The 18,856-nt window shown below is 38.1% G+C and carries 18 protein-coding genes; 15 read left to right on the top strand and 3 right to left on the bottom strand.

The genetic code is table 11. The features are described from left to right. The first annotated feature begins 42 nt into the window (after positions 1-42). Together ACFX4I_RS23335 and nadE are read left to right on the top strand one after the other, a co-directional pair. Positions 43-1,512: a nicotinate phosphoribosyltransferase gene (locus tag ACFX4I_RS23335; RefSeq protein ID WP_230303519.1), complete on the top strand. Its 1,470-nt coding sequence runs from the start codon at positions 43-45 to the stop codon at positions 1,510-1,512. 34 nt (positions 1,513-1,546) lie between these two features. Next, complete coding sequence (gene nadE / locus ACFX4I_RS23330) at positions 1,547-2,377, top strand: ammonia-dependent NAD(+) synthetase (RefSeq protein WP_230303518.1); 831 nt, start codon at positions 1,547-1,549, stop codon at positions 2,375-2,377. 421 nt (positions 2,378-2,798) lie between these two features. Here the strand turns inward: nadE and ACFX4I_RS23325 are convergent, their stop codons facing one another. Next, on the bottom strand, positions 2,799-3,773 hold the full coding sequence (locus tag ACFX4I_RS23325) for a LacI family DNA-binding transcriptional regulator (RefSeq protein ID WP_377423335.1): 975 nt from the start codon (positions 3,771-3,773) through the stop codon (positions 2,799-2,801). Between the two features lie 610 nt (positions 3,774-4,383). Here ACFX4I_RS23325 and ACFX4I_RS23320 point away from each other — a divergent pair. The 6 genes from ACFX4I_RS23320 to ACFX4I_RS23295 all read left to right on the top strand — a co-directional run bounded on the left by ACFX4I_RS23320 (position 4,384) and on the right by ACFX4I_RS23295 (position 11,385). Next, a complete protein-coding gene (locus ACFX4I_RS23320; protein ID WP_377423333.1) occupies positions 4,384-5,682 on the top strand; it encodes an ABC transporter substrate-binding protein in 1,299 nt (432 codons plus the stop codon). A gap of 11 nt (positions 5,683-5,693) precedes the next feature. Continuing rightward, positions 5,694-6,638, top strand: a complete 945-nt coding sequence (locus tag ACFX4I_RS23315) for a carbohydrate ABC transporter permease (protein WP_230303515.1) — start codon at positions 5,694-5,696, stop codon at positions 6,636-6,638. Beyond that, the gene (locus ACFX4I_RS23310; protein ID WP_309519016.1) at positions 6,638-7,486 is read left to right on the top strand and encodes a carbohydrate ABC transporter permease; all 849 of its coding nucleotides are present in this window, start codon (positions 6,638-6,640) and stop codon (positions 7,484-7,486) included. Before ACFX4I_RS23315 ends, ACFX4I_RS23310 begins: the two co-directional genes overlap by 1 nt. 121 nt (positions 7,487-7,607) lie before the next feature. Continuing rightward, positions 7,608-8,849 carry an MFS transporter gene (locus ACFX4I_RS23305; protein ID WP_377423330.1) on the top strand — a complete coding sequence of 414 codons (1,242 nt, stop codon included), beginning with the start codon at positions 7,608-7,610 and terminating at the stop codon, positions 8,847-8,849. Positions 8,850-8,870: 21 nt separating this feature from the next. After that, complete coding sequence (locus ACFX4I_RS23300) at positions 8,871-10,334, top strand: glycoside hydrolase family 32 protein (protein ID WP_377423362.1); 1,464 nt, start codon at positions 8,871-8,873, stop codon at positions 10,332-10,334. Positions 10,335-10,386: 52 nt separating this feature from the next. Further along, positions 10,387-11,385: a carbohydrate kinase family protein gene (locus ACFX4I_RS23295; RefSeq protein ID WP_377423328.1), complete on the top strand. Its 999-nt coding sequence runs from the start codon at positions 10,387-10,389 to the stop codon at positions 11,383-11,385. A gap of 737 nt (positions 11,386-12,122) precedes the next feature. Here ACFX4I_RS23295 and ACFX4I_RS23290 read toward each other — a convergent pair. Further along, entirely contained in the window at positions 12,123-13,511 is a 1,389-nt protein-coding gene (locus ACFX4I_RS23290; protein ID WP_377423326.1) for an aminotransferase-like domain-containing protein, read from the bottom strand. Positions 13,512-13,625: 114 nt separating this feature from the next. Between ACFX4I_RS23290 and ACFX4I_RS23285 the strand changes: the two genes are divergently transcribed. The 3 genes from ACFX4I_RS23285 to ACFX4I_RS23275 all read left to right on the top strand — a co-directional run bounded on the left by ACFX4I_RS23285 (position 13,626) and on the right by ACFX4I_RS23275 (position 15,595). Beyond that, positions 13,626-14,408, top strand: coding sequence for a PhzF family phenazine biosynthesis protein (locus ACFX4I_RS23285; protein ID WP_377423324.1), 783 nt, complete (start codon positions 13,626-13,628; stop codon positions 14,406-14,408). Positions 14,409-14,453: 45 nt separating this feature from the next. Further along, entirely contained in the window at positions 14,454-14,774 is a 321-nt protein-coding gene (locus ACFX4I_RS23280; RefSeq protein ID WP_377423321.1) for a RidA family protein, read from the top strand. A 527-nt stretch (positions 14,775-15,301) separates the two neighbouring features. After that, a complete protein-coding gene (locus ACFX4I_RS23275) occupies positions 15,302-15,595 on the top strand; it encodes a hypothetical protein (protein WP_230303506.1) in 294 nt (97 codons plus the stop codon). A 170-nt stretch (positions 15,596-15,765) separates the two neighbouring features. Here the strand turns inward: ACFX4I_RS23275 and ACFX4I_RS23270 are convergent, their stop codons facing one another. Further along, complete coding sequence (locus ACFX4I_RS23270) at positions 15,766-16,170, bottom strand: hypothetical protein (RefSeq protein ID WP_230303505.1); 405 nt, start codon at positions 16,168-16,170, stop codon at positions 15,766-15,768. Positions 16,171-16,558: 388 nt separating this feature from the next. Between ACFX4I_RS23270 and ACFX4I_RS23265 the strand changes: the two genes are divergently transcribed. The 4 genes from ACFX4I_RS23265 to ACFX4I_RS23250 form a co-directional block, all read left to right on the top strand. Continuing rightward, positions 16,559-16,807, top strand: a complete 249-nt coding sequence (locus ACFX4I_RS23265; RefSeq protein WP_377423319.1) for a hypothetical protein — start codon at positions 16,559-16,561, stop codon at positions 16,805-16,807. Between the two features lie 238 nt (positions 16,808-17,045). Continuing rightward, positions 17,046-17,474: a YwqH-like family protein gene (locus ACFX4I_RS23260; protein ID WP_034312189.1), complete on the top strand. Its 429-nt coding sequence runs from the start codon at positions 17,046-17,048 to the stop codon at positions 17,472-17,474. Further along, on the top strand, positions 17,474-17,764 hold the full coding sequence (locus tag ACFX4I_RS23255; RefSeq protein ID WP_057277738.1) for a YwqI/YxiC family protein: 291 nt from the start codon (positions 17,474-17,476) through the stop codon (positions 17,762-17,764). The genes ACFX4I_RS23260 and ACFX4I_RS23255 overlap by 1 nt, the downstream gene beginning before the upstream one ends. Then, a partial coding sequence (locus tag ACFX4I_RS23250) for a ribonuclease YeeF family protein (protein ID WP_377423317.1) occupies positions 17,761-18,856 on the top strand: 1,096 nt, incomplete at its 3' end. The genes ACFX4I_RS23255 and ACFX4I_RS23250, both read left to right, overlap by 4 nt.

The raw sequence follows: 18,856 nt of genomic DNA, 5'->3' as shown, positions 1-18,856 counted from the left end.
ATAGAAGGGAAGCGAATGCTTCTCTTTTGGGAGGAACTATCCATGGAAAAAAAGTACAACGACGACAGTTACGCATTACACACTGATCTTTACCAAATCAATATGGCCCAAACTTATTGGCAGGACAAAACTCATAACCGAAAGGCAGTTTTTGAGATATTTTTCAGAAAACTTCCATTTAACAGCGGATATGCGATTTTTGCGGGACTTGAAAAAATTGTCCATTACCTTCAAAACTTCGCCTTCTCGGAAAGTGATATCGACTATTTAAAAAATGATTTGCACTATGATGAAGAATTTTTGAAATATTTGCAGAACATCCGTTTCACGGGAGCGATCCGCTGCATGAAAGAGGGGGAGCTCGTCTTCGGCAATGAACCGATTTTACGGGTGGAGGCACCGCTCGGTGAGGCTCAACTCATTGAAACTGCACTGCTTAACATTGTGAACTATCACACACTCGTGGCAACAAAAGCTTCGCGCATCAAACAGGTCATCGGTGAAGAATCTGCCCTTGAATTCGGTTCAAGGCGGGCGCAAGAAATGGATGCTGCAATTTGGGGAGCGAGAGCCGCCTATATTGCTGGCTTTGATTCCACTAGTAATGTACGTGCTGGAAAGCTGTTCGGCATTCCGGTTTCAGGGACTCATGCACATTCCATGATCCAAGCTTATAAAGATGAATATACCGCTTTTCATAAATACGCTGTTTCCCATAAAGACTGTGTATTCTTGGTTGATACTTATGATACATTACGTTCTGGCATCCCGAATGCAATCCGTGTTGCCAAGGAACTGGGCGATAAAATCAATTTCATTGGCGTCCGTCTTGACAGCGGTGATTTGGCTTACTTATCAAAAGAAGCGCGACGTATGCTTGATGCTGCAGGGTTCCATGATGCGAAGATTGTCGCTTCCAATGACTTGGATGAATATACGATCATCAACCTGAAGCAACAAGGAGCAAGAATTGACATTTGGGGCATCGGAACCAAATTGATTACGGCTTATGACCAGCCAGCGCTCGGCGCCGTTTATAAAATGGTTTCAATAGAGGGCGAAGATGGGAATATGAGAGATACCATCAAAATTTCTTCTAACCCTGAAAAGGTTACGACACCTGGCTTAAAACGAGTATATCGAATCATCAATAAAGTGAACCATCATGCTGAAGGTGATTATTTGGCGATGGAATATGAGAAGCCGCAGGAACAGGAAAAATTAAAAATGTTTCATCCTGTCCATACCTTCCTAAGTAAATTCGTCACGGATTTCGATGCGGTTGATCTGCATGTGGATATTTTCAAGGATGGAAGTTTGATTTATGAATTGCCAACCATAGATGAAATCAAGGCATTCACGCAAAAAAATCTCCAAGTATTATGGCCGGAGTACCTGCGTGCACTTAATCCTGAAGAATACCCGGTAGATCTAAGCCAGGATTGTTGGGATAATAAAATGAGGAATATAGATGAAGTTAAAGCCAATGTAGAAAGAATGCTAACGAAATGACAATCCTATTTTATTAGAAAGCGGGGCTTTGCCAATGCGTCCATTACAAAAAGAAATCGTAAAAACATTACTTGTCCAACCAACGATCGATCCTGAAGTCGAATTCAGGAAAAGTGTTGATCTATTAAAAGGGTATATGAAGAAGAATACGTTTCTGAAAAGCTTTGTACTTGGAATATCTGGAGGTCAAGATTCAACACTGGCGGGGTATATTGCCCAAACTGCTGTCAATGAATTGAATGAAGAAACGAATGGCAGCGACTATAAGTTTGTTGCTGTAAGCTTGCCATATGGAGTACAGGCTGATGAAGATGACAGGCAGCTGGCTTTAAAATTCATCAAGCCAAGCCAAAATGTTACAGTCAACATCAAGGACGCGGTGGATGCATCAGTAAAAGCTGTGGAAGAAGCAGTTTCTGAAAAGCTATCGAATTTCTTAAGGGGAAATGTCAAAGCACGTGAGCGAATGAAGGTACAATATGATTTAGCGGGACTTTATAAAGGCGTCGTGCTTGGTACGGACCATGCCGCTGAAGCGATCACAGGTTTTTTTACGAAACATGGTGATGGTGCAGCGGATATCCTTCCATTATACCGCTTAAATAAAAGGCAAGGAAAAGAAATCCTGAAATTCGTCGGTGCACCTGAGCGTCTTTATACGAAAATACCAACGGCCGATTTGGAAGATGACAAACCGTTACTTCCTGATGAAGCGGCTTTAGGCGTTAGCTACGATGAAATCGATGATTACCTTGAAGGCAAGGATATCAGAACGGAAGCTGCTGAAATCATCGAAGGTTGGTATACCAAAACTGAACATAAACGCAATGAAGCCATTAACGTTTATGATACTTGGTGGAAATAAAAGAAGCTGATAAGTTATCCCGCATCACATAAGATGCGGGTTTTTTGCAAGAACATAACGAGCACCTTAACTGGAGGGTACCCAAATGAACCTTTTTGTTAAATGGGACACTTCATCCGTTAATTGTTAATGCGGCTAAGAACCTTGTAGCAGTGGTTACAGGAAGCGAGACAGTCAATGTCGTTACTAAATTTAAAGGACTTCAGTCACTTAAATAGTAAAATTGCGTCCAGGTACCTCCAATTGTGTAATTTGGGGTGCTAACACCATTATCGGAGATGGCCCCTCAGGTATCTCCCACACCACTTTTTATCGCAAGCTATTGGGGAACTTGGGGTTATCTAATTTATTACTCATAAAAGAGGTTAATTGGAGTTATCACAAAATTCCCACACCCAAAACATTATACAAAGATAATAAGTTAAGTCGTTCCACCTTCTAAAAGTTTAACAGGCAGATATGTCTCAAACGGCAAATCGTTAAATTCACCTTCAATTTCTTTTAATAAAATATCAATAGCTGTCTTAGCAATTAAATCAATTGGTTGTTGTATGGTTGTCAATTCTGGCAGTAAAACTTGAACGGCTTCTGTTCCATCATAACCGACAACTTTTAATTGCGTTGGTATATCTTTTCCGCGTTTTTTAGATTCAGCTATAACAGATGCCGCGATTAAATCATCACTTGCAAAGATACCATCTACTTCTGGATGTTCATCAAAAAGCTTAGAGATTACTTTTTGGTGACTTTGAAGAGGTGAAACTTCATATGTAATTGGAAGTCTTCCATGTTCCTGCATAACATCCTCATACGCTTTTCTTCTTAAGTTTGCTGGTGTTTGCAGCTCAATTGGTCCATTTATATGAACAATATACTGACAACCTTTCATTATTAATAATTCTGTAGCTTTTTTTCCTCCGCCATAATTGTCAGAGCCAACAACAGGAATGTTTTTCGATAAGTAATGGTCAATTGCTACAACAGAAAGATTTTGCTTCTCATAATTTAGTATACCTCGGTTATATGTTACAACGACTACTCCATCTACCTGATTACGTATGAGCATTTCCAAATATTTTTCTTCTTTATCTATACGGTTTAAGCTGTTACAAAGTAACAATTTATAGCCTAATGAAGCACAGATACTTTCAATATGAAAGGCTAGTTCACCGAAAAATGGGTTACTTGAATTAGGGATAATTAGCCCTATTAAATTAGTTCGTTTATTAAATAGAGAACGGGCTAGTTCATTTGGAAAATAATTAATCTCTTCCATCGCTTTATAAACTTTTTCTTTTGTTTTTTCACTTATGTAACCGCGGTTATTTAATACACGGGAAACTGTGGTTGATGAAACACCTGCTATTTTTGCCACATCGTGAATGTTAGGCTTCATTTCATGTCCTCCTACCTTAAAAGAAACATCCATTATTATTTATACTGAAATACTTTTTTAACTACTCATTTATGGTAAAGTTTTCATTTTTCCCATCGGTTGGATACTAAGATTTATTTCAGTTGGTTCACAGCGAATTAAACAACATCATCCATATTATATAAAGAGCGAAGTGATAAAAATGAATTTCCATTACTAAACTGTTTAATAGCATATCATAATCTGTCACCTGCTTGGAAAACCCTATTATAAAATAACTTTAAATTAGTGTATGTTTACTTAAATGAATTTTCCTCCGTCATGCTGATCACACGCACCTATTTTAGAGAAAATTACTAAAATGTGCAAGGGATGGAGATTGTTTTCATTTGTCTTGAAGTTTTTCCTGAATTATTTTGATTAACGCTCATTATTAATGATGTGTCGTTCCTACATATCATTTTCCCCTATAATAATCTTCTTTCCGTTATAAACGGAAGTAAATGTCTGATTTTTCAAAAAAATAACTGTCAACCGATTGACATATGTAACCGGTTGACATAAACTACAGTTGAAAGCGCTTTTATACGTTATTTAAGACGAAAGACATTATGAGGGGGAAGTGAAAGGTATGAAGAAATGGCTACTAGTAAGTATATCTTTATTACTGATGTTTACTGTGGTGGGCTGTAGCAAAAGCGAAAGTGTAAATAGTGATGCTAAACAGACGATTACAATGTGGGTACACATATCTGATGATAATGAAGAAGGAAAAGTGTATAAAAAACGGGTAGAAGCCTTCAATAAGAAGTATGCTTCTGACAATATCAAAGCCAAAATTGAATTTATTCCGCGTAGCGGAAATGGTGGGGGTTATGAGGACAAAGTAAACGCGGCCCTTACAACCAGCACGTTGCCGGATGTTATTACTTTGGACGGACCTAATACAGCTGCTTACGCGAAATCTGGTGTCATTGCACCATTGGATGAGTATGTAAAAGATCAAGATGATTTACTGCCAAGTATTAAGCAACAAGGAACTTATAAAGACAAGCTGTATGCAATTGGTGTTAGTGAATCATCTGTTGGGATTTACTACAATAAAAGAATGTTAAAAGAGGCGGGCGTAGATTTGAATACGCTACCAACAGTTGACAATCCATGGACATGGGACCAATTCCTTGCTCTTTGTAAAACGTTGAAAGATAAATACGACAAGCCAGCTATTGATATGCAATTACAGTCGAAAGACGAAATGTTGACGTATGCGCTAACTCCGTTTGTCTGGTCAGCTGATGGGGATATCATCTCGAAAGATGGAAAGAAAGCAGAAGGCGTCTTCAATGAAAAACCTACTGTTGAAGCAATGACTTTTATTCAAACAATGTTAAAAGAAGGTTATACGACACGAACGCCAGTCAAACAAGCGTTTGAAACGGAAAAATATTCAATGAAGTTTAGTGGGGTATGGACAGTAACTGATATGAAAACAAACTACCAAAAGGTAGATTATGGCGTTATGCCATATCCAGTATCACCAAAGACAAAGAAACTAGTTTCTCCTTCAGGTAGTTGGCAATTTGCGATGACACAAACGTCCGAAAATAAAGAATGGGCTGCAAAATTAGTTGACTGGATGACAAATAAAGATTCGAATGTGGAACTGAGCCGTACGATTGCAGCACTGCCAGTCCGGTACTCTTCTGAAAAAGTGATGGAAAAAGAGTTCTCAGAACAAATGAATGTCTTCCTGAAACAATTGAAAGAAACAGGACACGCACGTCCCGTTACACCGGCTTATCCGCAAGTCACGCGTGCTTTCCAACAAACAATCGATGACATCAGCTTCTATGATCAAAATAAAGATATCCAAAAAGTATTGGATACACATGCGAAAGAAATGCAATCAGCTATCGATAAGGCCAATTAGAAGGAGGAACTATGAGTAAAATTGGATGGAAAGAAAATAGGACTGTCTATACATTTCTGAGACCAGAGGGAAGAACCAAGAATAAAATTCGGTGGAAAGAAAATGTAGTTGCGTATACGTTTTTGGGACCGGCGTTGTTACTTTTATCGATGTTCCTTGTTATTCCGTCTATTATGTCAGTCTATTATTCTTTTACGGATTACTATTTATTGACACCAGATATGCGTACATTTGTCGGATTGGACAATTTCATCAATCTATTCCAAGACCCAGTTTTTCTGAAAAGCTTGGTGAACACACTGGAATTTGTCGTTTGGGTGATTCCGTTACAGATAGGGGCAGCTCTTGGGCTGGCCCTCCTGTTAAATAAACAACGTAAAGCAAACATGTTTTTTAAAGTAGCTTACTTTAGTCCAGTTGTCATGTCACTTGTCGTTATCTCTGTTCTATGGTTGTATTTGTTGAATCCGAATGAAGGGATTATTAATAACGTACTCACATACTTCGGCATTTCTGCGCAACCGTTTTTGACAAGTCCTAAGCAGGCAATATTTACAATTGTTGTGGTTTCAGCTTGGCAAGGAGCTGGCTTTCAGATGCTGATTTTTCTAGCAGGACTGCAGAATATTCCTGGTGATGTTTATGAGGCGGCACAATTAGACGGGATGAATAAATGGCAACGATTTATTTACATTACGTTACCTTTGTTGAAACCAACTTCAATCTTTATATTTATTACCACATTAATTGGCGCATTCAAGCTGTTAGTTCAACCAATGGTTATGACGCAAGGCGGACCAGTGAATTCCACCATGACGGTTGTCTATTATATTTATCAAACTGGTTTTACGGACCGTATGGTTGGTTATGCCAGTTCAATTGCTCTCTTGTTTGGGACGATTATCGGATTGGTTACGATTACGCAACGTAAACTGGTGAAGGAGGATGAAGACTGATGAGACGGAAATTCGGGCCTCAGACGATTTTAGAATACATTTGCCTGGTTTTGCTCGCAGTGCTATTTATTTTTCCGCTGTTTTGGATGGTCGCATCCTCGATGAAACCAGAAGCGGGAATTTATAACGATATGAGCAACATTAAGGCTTTCATGCCATCATTTCATCCATCAGACTGGTTTGTATCCTACAAGCAAGTTCTGTTACGATTTCATTTACTAGGTTATATCGGCAACAGTTTGTTTTATGGTTTGTGTGTAGCAGTTGGTTCCATAATTATCAATGGGATGGCGGGCTATGCATTTGCTAAACTTAATTTTAGTGGAAAAAAAGTGCTGTTTGGTCTTTTATTGGCTATTTTGATCGTGCCATTTGAAACCATCTTAATCTCTCAATTTACCATTATTCATAGAATTGGATTAGTGGATACACGTCTTGCGGTTATTTTGCCAGCGTTGGCAGGGGCATTCAATATCTATTTGTTCCGGAACTTTTTTATGGCTATTCCAACAGAGATCATTGAATCGGCTAAATTGGATGGGGCCAATACATGGCAAGTATTCTGGCGGGTCATGCTACCGATGTCTAAACCAGCCGTTGCCACTGTTGGGACATTGGCTTTTATCGGAAGTTGGAATGACTATATCTGGCCTCTGATGGTCTTGACAGACAAGTCGAAATTTCCGATCCAAGTAGCGATTACAGCAATTAATAGTACAGATCCGGTTTATACTAACCAAGTCATGGCTGTACTTACGATATCCACCGTTCCATTGATTATTATCTATATTGTGGCTCAACGTTATATTTTAGAGGGGATTGGTGGTTCAGGAACAGGCATTAAATAGAGAGTGTATCATTATTAACAACCATGTTTGGACTTGAAATTCACATTTCTATTTCTTCTTTTTCATATCGTTAACTAGTAATTCATTTCTTTTCACATGTCTAGTAAAAGGAGCAATTAAATTGAAAAGTTCAAAAAATCTGTATTGGATGTTAAGTGCGTATTTTTTCTTTTTCTTTTTTACTTGGTCTTCTAGTTACTCTTTATTTTCCATTTGGTTAGGACAAGAAATAAATTTAAGTGGGTCAGCTACAGGTATTATCTTTTCTGTAAACGCTATCTTCGCCTTATGTATGCAGCCGCTATATGGTTATTTATCTGACAAAATAGGTTTAAAGAAAAATATATTAACTTTCATTAGTTTGCTGCTCGTATTTGTAGGACCATTTTATATTTTCATCTATGGACCATTATTAAAATACAATGTCTTTTGGGGCGCAATTGTTGGAGGAATCTATTTAGCAGTTGCTTTTCTAGCAGGGATTGGAGCGATTGAATCCTATATTGAAAAGATTAGCCGTAAATATGATTTCGAATATGGAAAATCAAGAATGTGGGGTTCTCTAGGGTGGGCGGCAGCTACATTTTTCGCAGGACAGCTGTTTAATATTAATCCAAATATCAATTTCTGGGTTGCATCTGTTTCGGCCATCATATTAGTGGCCATTATTATGTCTGTGAAAATAGAAATGACAGATCAAGAAATGAATAGAGCCAACTCTATTAATCTAAAAGACGTTGGACATCTTTTTCTATTAAAAGATTTCTGGTTTTTCATGATGTACATTATTGGGGTGACATGCATCTACAGTGTTTATGATCAGCAATTCCCTCTTTATTACGCATCTTTATTTCCGACTGAAGCGTTAGGCAATCAAGTATTTGGATACCTAAACTCATTTCAAGTATTTTTAGAGGCTGGAATGATGTTTCTTGCACCGTTTATCGTAAAAAAGTTTGGTGTAAAGAATAGTTTAATTCTAGCAGGATTTTTAATGTCCTTCCGAATCATCGGTTCTGGAATTGTTGTTGGACCAATCGGAATTTCTTCCATGAAATTAATTCATGCTCTAGAATTGCCTATTATGCTAATTGCTATTTTTAAATATTTAGCAGCGAATTTTGATACACGTTTATCTTCTGTGCTCTATCTAGTTGGTTTCCAATTTGCCTCTCAGGTAGGTGCATCTATTCTTTCACCACTCGCAGGTAGATTATACGACAGTCTAGGATTTCGTCATACCTATCTCATCATGGGAATCATGGTTTTCTGTTTTACCATTATTTCAATCTTTACTTTATTAGGATCTAAAGAAAGCAAAGGCTTAAATGGCAATGTGGAAAGGTTACGAAAGATAATATAGGAGGATATTATTATGATAACAATTAATAGAATTAAAAAGGCTGAAGAGGCACTGAAGATTGCAAACAAGAAAATAAATAATCGTTATCGATTAGGTTACCATATCATGGCCCCAGCTAACTGGATTAATGACCCGAACGGTTTCGCACAGTATAAAGGGGAATACCATGCATTTTATCAATGCCATCCATATGATGCAAATTGGGGGCCAATGCATTGGGGCCATGTAAAAAGTAAAGATCTCATTCATTGGGAGCATTTGCCTGTTGCTTTAGCTCCTGGGGATGCTTGTGATACAGATGGATGTTTCTCAGGAAGTGCCGTTGATAATAATGGTGAACTAACCCTAATCTATACAGGACATCACTATACAGACAAGGAAAACGATCTCTTCTATCAAAATCAAAATATTGCGGTCAGTACGGATGGCATAACATTTGAGAAAGTTGGAGAAAATCCGGTTATTGCTAAACCACCAATAGATAGTGCACATCACTTCCGTGATCCCAAGGTGTGGAAGCACAATGATGCCTGGTACATGGTTTTAGGAAATTCGACGAAAGAGAATGTCGGAAGAGTTATTTTATACCGTTCTTATGATTTACTGAAGTGGGAATACATTGGCGTTCTTGCACAAAGTGACGGCTCACTTGGATATATGTGGGAATGCCCAGACTTCTTTGAATTAGATGGAAAATATATTCTAATGATCTCACCTCAAGGTATTAAATCAAATGGAGATTTATATAATAATCTATTCCAAACAGGTTATTTGGTTGGAGATTATAATTACGAAACAAACGAGTTTGTTCATGGATCATTTACTGAATTAGATAATGGACATGACTTTTATGCAGTTCAAACACTATTAGATGATAAAGGTCGTCGAATTGCGATTGGTTGGATGGATATGTGGGAGTCAAACATGCCAACAAAAGCAGATGGATGGTGTGGAGCCTTAACATTACCACGCGAAATAACGCTAGGGGATCATAACAAGATTTTAATGAATCCTGTTGAGGAATTAATCTTATTACGTGATTCTGAACACAATGAGTGTACAAATCAATCCATTTCTGAAAGCTATTTGGTAGAAACGAAAGAGGATTTACTTGAAGTGAAAGCTGTGTTTGACTTAACTAATTGTAGTGCTCAATCTGTAGGTCTAAAGATTCGTGGAGTTAACCAAGAAGAAACAGTATTAACGTATCACTTAGATAAACAACAGCTAACACTTGATTGCTCCAAGTCAGGAAAAGTGGAAGATGGTGTTAGAAACACAATACTTGAGACAAATCAAGAGCTTTCCCTACGTGTATTTATTGATCGATCTTCCATTGAAATCTTTGCGAATGATGGACAAACGACCATGACAAGTCGTATCTATCCGAATGAAGATAGACTAGGTATTGAGGTATTTACTGAGAAGGGTGATGTACAAGTCAAGGAAATAACTTATTGGAACCTAAAAGACATCTGGAAATAAAATAACAAGGAACAAGTGTCTAGCACTTGTTCCTTGTTTAGGGGTGAATACATTGAAAAAGGTTTTTTGTCTTGGTGAGACATTGATTGATTTTATTCCTATTCAAAAAGAAAAATCATTAAAAGAGGTTACTGGTTTTGAACGTGTTGCCGGTGGAGCTCCTATGAACGTTGCGATTGCAATTGCAAAATATGGTGGGAATTCAGTCATAATAACCAAGATGGCTAATGATAATTTTGGTGATTATTTAGTGGACGTGCTTCAAGAAAATGATGTAGACACTTCCTATATTATTCGAAGCGATGAAGGAGAAACTGGATTAGCATTTGTTTCTGTAGATAATTTCGGAGAAAGAAGCTTTAATTTTTATCGCAAGAATACAGCTGATTTATTACTTTCACCAGAAGAGGTGAAGTCAGAGTGGTTTAATCAAGGAGATCTTCTTCACTTTTGCTCAGTGGATTTAGTTGAAAGCCCAATGAAACAAACTCATATAAAAGTGATAGACAGGTTTAATAAAATAGGTGGAATTGTAAGTTTTGACCCTAATGTCCGGCTTCCTTTATGGCCTGATGAAGAAAGCTGTCGGCGTACCATACTAAACTTCTTGCCTCTAGCTGATATTGTAAAAGTATCCGATGAAGAATTATATTTTATAACAAATATTAGTAAGGAAAAAGAAGCGATTAAATCCCTTTTTGTCGGTAACGTGAAAGTAGTCGTATATACAAAAGGAAGCGATGGCGCAAAAATTTATTTGGAAAATGGAGAGGAATATGAAGACAAAGGATTTAAAGTAATTGTTTCGGATACAACAGGGGCAGGTGATGCATTTATGGGAGGTTTCTTATCCGAACTAGTGTCACTTGAAGTATCTAATGAAAATCTATGTGAAAGAGTGAGTGAAAATCATCAACGATTACTTACTTTTGCAAATGCAAGTGGAGCACTCACTGCTTCCGTAAAAGGAGCTATTCAGGCAGCACCTGGAAAACGACATGTATTAAATTTTATTTCTACTCAACGGGCACAACAAGGGTTAAGGAATTAAATTCTGAAACTAGCTTTAAACTACCCTGATGTGTTCATCATTATTATAAGGACCATCAATCTTATTTATTTGTATTCCGGTCAAAATGATCCAGGTGCAGGAATTATATTAAATGGAGACGTGGTAATCACTTTTTTCTCGGGAGAGGTTTCAGTCATCCTAGGGTGACCGAAATTTTCTGCAAGCTTTGAAAAATGAAAGTGGACCTTAGAACGAAACTATCCGTGAGGAATATGAGGTTTGATTCAATTAGCCGGCTGTTAGCTAGGTTTGTAGCTATCATTAACCCTCATACGATCATCTTTGCATTGATAAAGTGAACAATTTAATAATAAAACGGTAATGAGTTTGGTTTAGGGAATAAAACTTAAATTTAAGAACCCTAGACCATGTACAATAAAAACAGTTTATATGCTTTTTTATATTTCAAAAGGAATGACAACAAAATTGTGTCATTCCTTTTATAGCTTGATCAACTAAAGGCAGGTTAGTTGCATAAGGCGAACCTGTCTTTTGTGTCGTATAAAAACAAAATGTGAAAGAACAAATGAACTGAAAAGGATAAAAAAGAAATTAATCTCTTTTTATCCTTTTCAAGTAGCTCAAATCCCATCTTCATTTAAACAACAGATCTTTTAAAAGGATAATGGCCTACTTGATAATTTGCCCTTGTCTATCTCAAGTTTCTGACATGATCCAAAACACCGCAAATCAATTCCTTTAAAATATTCCGATTTTCACTCGTTGCTTAGTAAGAAATTTTTAAGTGCGCAAAGCCCTATCTCCAATTCATTAGAATCCTTAGCAGATGTCAGCGAAATACGAATAAACTGATCGGATTCATCTTTTTTGACCAAAAAACGATGGGAATGATAAACATGAATACCATGTGCTAAAGCATTCTGTTCAAACTGCTTCAGCTGATACTTTTTGCGTAATGGAAGCCAACGAAAGAAACTTAACGGGTTTTCGTTAGAATTATCTATTTGAAAATATTGTTGATAGAGAAGATTACGTTCTTTCGCAATTTCTTTCTTTTGCGTAATAATCTTCTCTGCACAGCCAGTATTGATCAACTCAGTTATAACTTCTGCATTTAATGCCGAGGTTTTTATATTGATATTGAAAATTCCGTTCGTAATTTTTTCGGCAAACTGGTTTGCGTAGGCTAAAAATCCAACTCGCATGCCGGAACTTAGTGATTTAGAGATGCTTAAACTATATACAAACCGTTCCGGTATAAAATGTGAAATCGGTAAATAACCTTGCGGAGCAAGGAAAGAAAATATGTCATCTTCTATTAGTATAAGGTTGTGTTTTTTTATGACCTTTGCTATATCCTTTCTTCGATTCATATCCATAGTGATAGCAGTCGGGTTATTACATGAAGGAATTAAATAGATTCCTTGTAAATGATTTGTCCTGCATGCGGCATCTAACCGTTCCGGCATCATTCCAAAGGTATCACCTTCTATTGGAATTAAATGAATATTGAGCATATTCGCTAATTCTATAAAATTAGGGTAAGTATACGTATCCACAGCAATTTTATCCCCAGGATTGAACAGGGACATTAAAATTAGAGTAAGAGAATTTTGCCCCCCTGAAGTTATCGCGATATTTTCAATGGCTACATCCATGTTAAACCGTTCCATCCACTTTTTAGCTGCCATTCTATGATAAGGCATGCCTAACGGGTGTCTGTAATCCAATAATTTTTCCAAATAATTTTTAGTGACAATGCTTTTAATTGTGTCTGCTACTAATACATTTGAGCAATCAAGTGGTTCTATAATCCCCATCTCTATAATACGCTTTTTCTCATCGCTATCATTCTTGAAAATTGCATTTCCCACATTAGGGGCGACAAAGGTTCCACTTCCGGTAACAGCGTAAATTAATCCCTTAACCTCACATATTTTAAACGCACTAGTTACTGTACTAAGATTAATATCAAGATAATCTGCTAATTCCCTTTGAGGTGGAAGTTTGGTATTAGGTGAAAGAAAGCCATTGAGAATATCATATTCCAATAAACTTGCAATGGAGCGATATATTGGAGAAACAAGTTGTTTCTTATCCGGTTTCCAAGACATGGGATAATTTTTAAATGAATTTACAGGCATGTTAAACCTCCTGATAATTGTCTTGCATACAATTGTATCATTGAAGGCATACAATTACGATGATACATTAATTTGTAAATATATGTTTTTGATAAACGGATGGAGGTTATTAGAATGAAATATTATGTTGTTGATGCGTTTGCTGAGAAAGTGTTTGAGGGAAATCCTGCTGGGGTCTGTATTATGGAGGAATGGCTACCAGATCATATTATGCAAAGTATTGCTGTTGAAAATAACCTTTCTGAAACAGCATTTGCTGTAAAAGAGGGAGATAGCTATCGGTTAAGATGGTTTACTCCCGGCGGAGAGATTGATCTCTGTGGACATGCGACTTTGGCAACAGCGTATGTCATTGCTAACTATTACGAAAATAATGTGGAGGAAATCAAATTTCAAACAATGAGTGGTGAACTTGTTGTAGTAAAAAAAGATGAACTTTACGAAATGGATTTCCCAAGCAGGATGCCAGAAGCATTGTCTCTAACAGATCAAATGGTCGAAGCTCTTGGTGTAAAACCTGTTGAAACTTATCTGGGCAGAGATTTAATGTTTGTACTGGAAAAGGAAGAAGATGTCCTAAATGCATCCCCTGATTTTTCTAAATTGGTAAAATTACCAGATGGTTTGGGCGTTTTAATTACAGCGAAAAGTGAAACGTACAATTTTGTCTCTAGATGCTTTTTTCCAAAATTAAATGTAAATGAAGACCCCGTTTGTGGTTCTGCTCACTGTAGTTTCATACCTTTCTGGGCAAAACGTTTAGAAATGGGTGAAATGGTGGCGAGACAGCTTTCCAAACGCGGTGGAACATTATATTGCAAATTAGTCGGTGATAGAGTAAAAATCAGTGGATCAGCTGTATTATATTCCATTGCAGATCTCCAAATAAATTGTTAAGGAATGAACCTAGGAACTATGGAAATAGAACGGAAGATTGGAGAATTGGTTATTGTACTCCCTGAAAGCTCTGCTCCTAAGTCAATGTATGTGCCTGTAAAACAATTAGGAAATGTTCTGTTTGTATCAGGACAGGTTCCGTTTGTTAATGGCGAACCGGATAATACTGGAAAAGTTGGTGGGGAGAGAACATTGGAAGATGCACAGGATTCAGCAAAAATTTGCCCGATAAATATGTTAGCAGCAGTCAAGGATTATATTGGTGATTTAGACCGTGTTGTAAATGTCGTAAAGCTTCAAGGTTTTGTTAGCAGCGAGGTTGGATTTGATCGCAGCATATTGTTATCAATGCAGCATCTCAGTTAATATATGATGTTTTTGGCGATGCAGGCCAGCATGCCCGTACAGCGGTTGGTGTCAATCAGCTTCCGATGGATATGACAGTCGAAATAGAAGGCATTTTTGAAACCACAGTAAATAATTAATATATAGAAATAAGTAAGGAGGGATTTAAAAGGTAATTCCCTCTTTCTGATGTAATTGATACAGCTAAACTAGTCTTAGAAAGAAACAATACAATGAAAAAAGGGATTTTATTATTGTTAGTTGCAACATTTCTGTGGGCAGGCAATTATATTTACGGCCGCCTCTACCAGCGACTTTACACAATACAATACGCGGGGCTATTTCATCGGTTTTACTTTGGGGGTTACTAGGGTTGCTGATTTTCAAATTAAACCATATTGGTGATGGGATAAAATAACTGAGGCTTACGTTACTTTTAAGTGTAGCACTGCAAACAAAGAATTTGTATATTTAGATATCTTGAAGTAGAGTATATTTAATATACATTATTTTAACCGGTATTTTCCGATGGAGGTTCTTTTTACTTTATGAAGGCAAGATATGAACTCGCGAACATGAACTTAACAGTAAGCAATGTGACTTTACGTAATGCAGCGGATAGTTATGTCCTCTTGAAAGCTGCAGATGATCAAAATAATGAAATCACGATCAAGCTCTCCCACGAACAAGCTGGATTTCTGGAAGCGGAATTAAGGGAAGTGAATCGCCGTCGCAGGGAAAATAGTCCTGATATATCCGGGAATGACCAGGAACGTTTGAATGACGACGATTCTTTCAATCTGTTTAGCATTGATTTATTCAATGAAAGTGAACCGAAGTAATTGATAGTATATGCTTATTTACCCCGAATCAAATTATCTTCTCTGTAACCTTCCTTCCGGTTTAAGATGATGCTACAGAGAGTTTATCATTCCTGCCAATACAAAATCCGAATTTAAAGTTATTGAAAGGCCAATAGGAATGTTTTAAGCAAGGTGACCTATCGTTACCTTTATTTTGATTGCTTGAAAAAATTCTTCACCAAAAGGAAAATGGATGATAGTACAGCAAAAACCATGAAAAATACGATGAACCCCCAAAGGCCTACCGCCGCATCTTGAAACTCCATATTCCCCCTGCTGGTAAGGGCTTGCTGTATTTCAATGGCAAATACTAAAACAACCATGACTGTAAAGGTATAAAGGAAAGAGAGTATCGTTATTCCAAAACGCATCCGGGAAATTAAATTAGATAAAAATAACACGAACAAAAATATGATGATACCGATGATTCCCATTATCCAAAAATGCAAATCTTTGTCCGTTGCATTTGAATTTAATGTGTCACTCACAAAGAATAGGATGAAATCGTGAAGATTATTGACGATTTCAGCTAATATCTGGATGATTTCTTTCATTTTTCACACCTCCAATCCTTAGATTATAGCAGGTTTTAAATCTATATAGAAGAGGGGAGGTCCACGGGGGTGCCAGCCTGATCTTCGATGGAAGTGATATGAAATCATGGACATGCTAAGAGAAGTATATTCCGGGAAACGTAAAAAAAGCATAAGTGAATGAATTGGGAAGTCAGGCCATGCAACGTCAGTTAAATAAGGTATGGTTAATAGATCAACCAAAATACATAAAATAATAAAGTATAAGCGATTCATGGAAAGTGGGTGTGTCTATTTCCAATGTTTTAATGCCTTTAGCGATCTTAGCCATGGTTTTTGATCGGTTTCTTTATTTATAGGTAGTAAAAAATATCCTTACTTAATGTTTTCATGGTAGGAGGAAAAAGGAATGAATGATGTACATACTCATGTGTTAACGGTAATTGATTTTATGAAAACCGGTCACAAAACTTGCTTTGTGAAAGTCATCGGTTTTGATGGTGAATCCGGACAGGATTTTGAAGGCGAAGTTAAGTTTGTCGGCGATTTGCCTTTTGGAGATTTGATACATCCAAAACGGTCACATCTATCTTCGACTTGCAGGGAATTTGTTCGGGATGAATTGTTGCACAGATACAGTTTAGGGCAATTTGAATGAAGTGGTTGAAATTTTTATAGAGAATCCAATGAGTGACATTCTGTTCACTTGTTTAAAATTGGTAAAATGCAGGGTATAAAGAATATGGTATGTAGGAACTTTTTTATGCCAATCTTCTCTTTTAACTGACAAAATAGCATATTTCTCCCTATTTAACTCTCGGACTTTAATCCTTATAATGTTAAATAGGAAAATATGACATTTAGTGTAGGATTATACTGTTTCTGAGGTGAGTTTCATGGTATATGCAGATATTTTGAGTAATATACACTCTGCTATCTCCAGTAAAAAAGCAGATTTAAATGTGAAAATTGAACGATTAGAAAATGCAAAAAACGATATTATAAAAGAACAGAGCATGTGTCTTAACGAGATTAGGAAAATAAAAGAGCCTGAGCTTGGTGGCAGCTGGACAGGGAACCGTTCGGATCACTTTCAGGATGCACGTCATGATGCTTATAATGTGATGTTTAGTATCATTCATGACGATTATGATGATTACCAATGGAAAATCGAAGCGATGATTACAAAGCTGAATGCAGAGAATACGCTTCTTAGCATAGCGGGGAATATAGCCCAAGAAGCCGACTCCCTTTTGAACAAAGGCGAAGAGGCATTTGAGCAGCTGGAAAGTAAAATATCCGATTTAAAAAGGCGGTTGTTTTAATGACGACAATCAAACTGAATCATCCTGCCGTAATGAAGCAAGTCGATCAAGTGAAGACGGCACTTGGTACAGTCACGCTTGGAAATTTGCCGGCAGGCGAGCTTGGCAACAATAAATTGGAATTCACTTCGAAATGGATCGATCGGGAAACGAACCTGGAGAAGGTCTTCGAGCAATATATCAAAATCGTCCAGAAAAATGTGGAAGATACCCGTGCCAACATTGACTTATTAAAAGAACAGGATGAAGCCATCTCTCATACGTCTTCACATGGGTATCCTGTGAGATGAAAATATATGAAGCCGAGACATTGACGGCCGCAACCAAGTCGCGAGCCAAGCAATATGAAGAACTAAAGAAGGAAGTCGCAGCCCTGAAAAAGGAATTTCAGGGCATTGTCGGCCTTGATAACGAGTTTCAGGGAGCCGGTGCTACCGCCATCAAAAGCTTCTATGAAGCGCAAATCGAGGTGGCGGACGCCTGGATGGAACTATTCACGACCCAAATCAGTTTTTTGGAAGGCATACCGGGCAGTCTGGAAGAGGCGGACCTCTCGGGAAATACGGTGGTCGAGGTTCCCTTTTTAGATGGCGAAGTGTCTAACGGCATCAACCAAGCGAAATCGCTTGTCGATGAACAAGCGAATGATCTCCAAAAAATCCTGAACAGCATTGACGATATTTTGCCTCTTGATATGTTCGATCAAAAGGACTTTAATGAAAAAATCACGCTGGCCGGGCACAGGCTGGATGACACCGTGACAAAGGTCGAGAATATCGACCGGCAATTGGTCGAGGAATATGATGTGTCCGTCGGGCAGGAAAACGTGGCCGTTGGGCTCTTCCGTGCCTTGCTTGATGCCACCAAACAGGACGGCAATGTTTCGCCGATGACGTTCGATCAATCGGCATTCAAGAGCAGTGACGTCTATCAAGTGAAGGATGAAGTCGCCGGTCAGATGAAAGACTATCAAACCTTCAAAAAGCAGCAAGCCGAAGCCCGGAAAATCGAACAGGAAATGGAAGAACTCGAAAACCGGCCATGGTACGAAAAGGCCTGGGATACGACAAAAACCTTTACAGGGGAATTCACGGGATATTATGATTCAATCAGGGCCTCAACCGGAGTCGATCCAGTAACGGGCCGCAAGCTGTCCGATGCCGAACGAATCGCCGCGGGCGCCATGGCAGCCGCTGGGTTCATCCCCGTCGTCGGCTGGGCCGGACGGGCCATCAAAGGCGGCAGCGCCCTATACAAAACGGCCAAAGGACTCAACGCAGCGGACCACGCGCTCGATGCCTATAAAACGACAAAAGGCTTTAGCCTCCTCCAGAAAACCGAATACGGAATATACGGACTCCTCGCAGCCAACGGCCTCGGCG

It is taken from the genome of Peribacillus sp. YIM B13472 (assembly GCF_042788005.1).
GTDB lineage: Bacteria > Bacillota > Bacilli > Bacillales > DSM-1321 > Peribacillus > Peribacillus simplex_E.
This window is presented reverse-complemented; position numbering and strand designations above follow the sequence as displayed.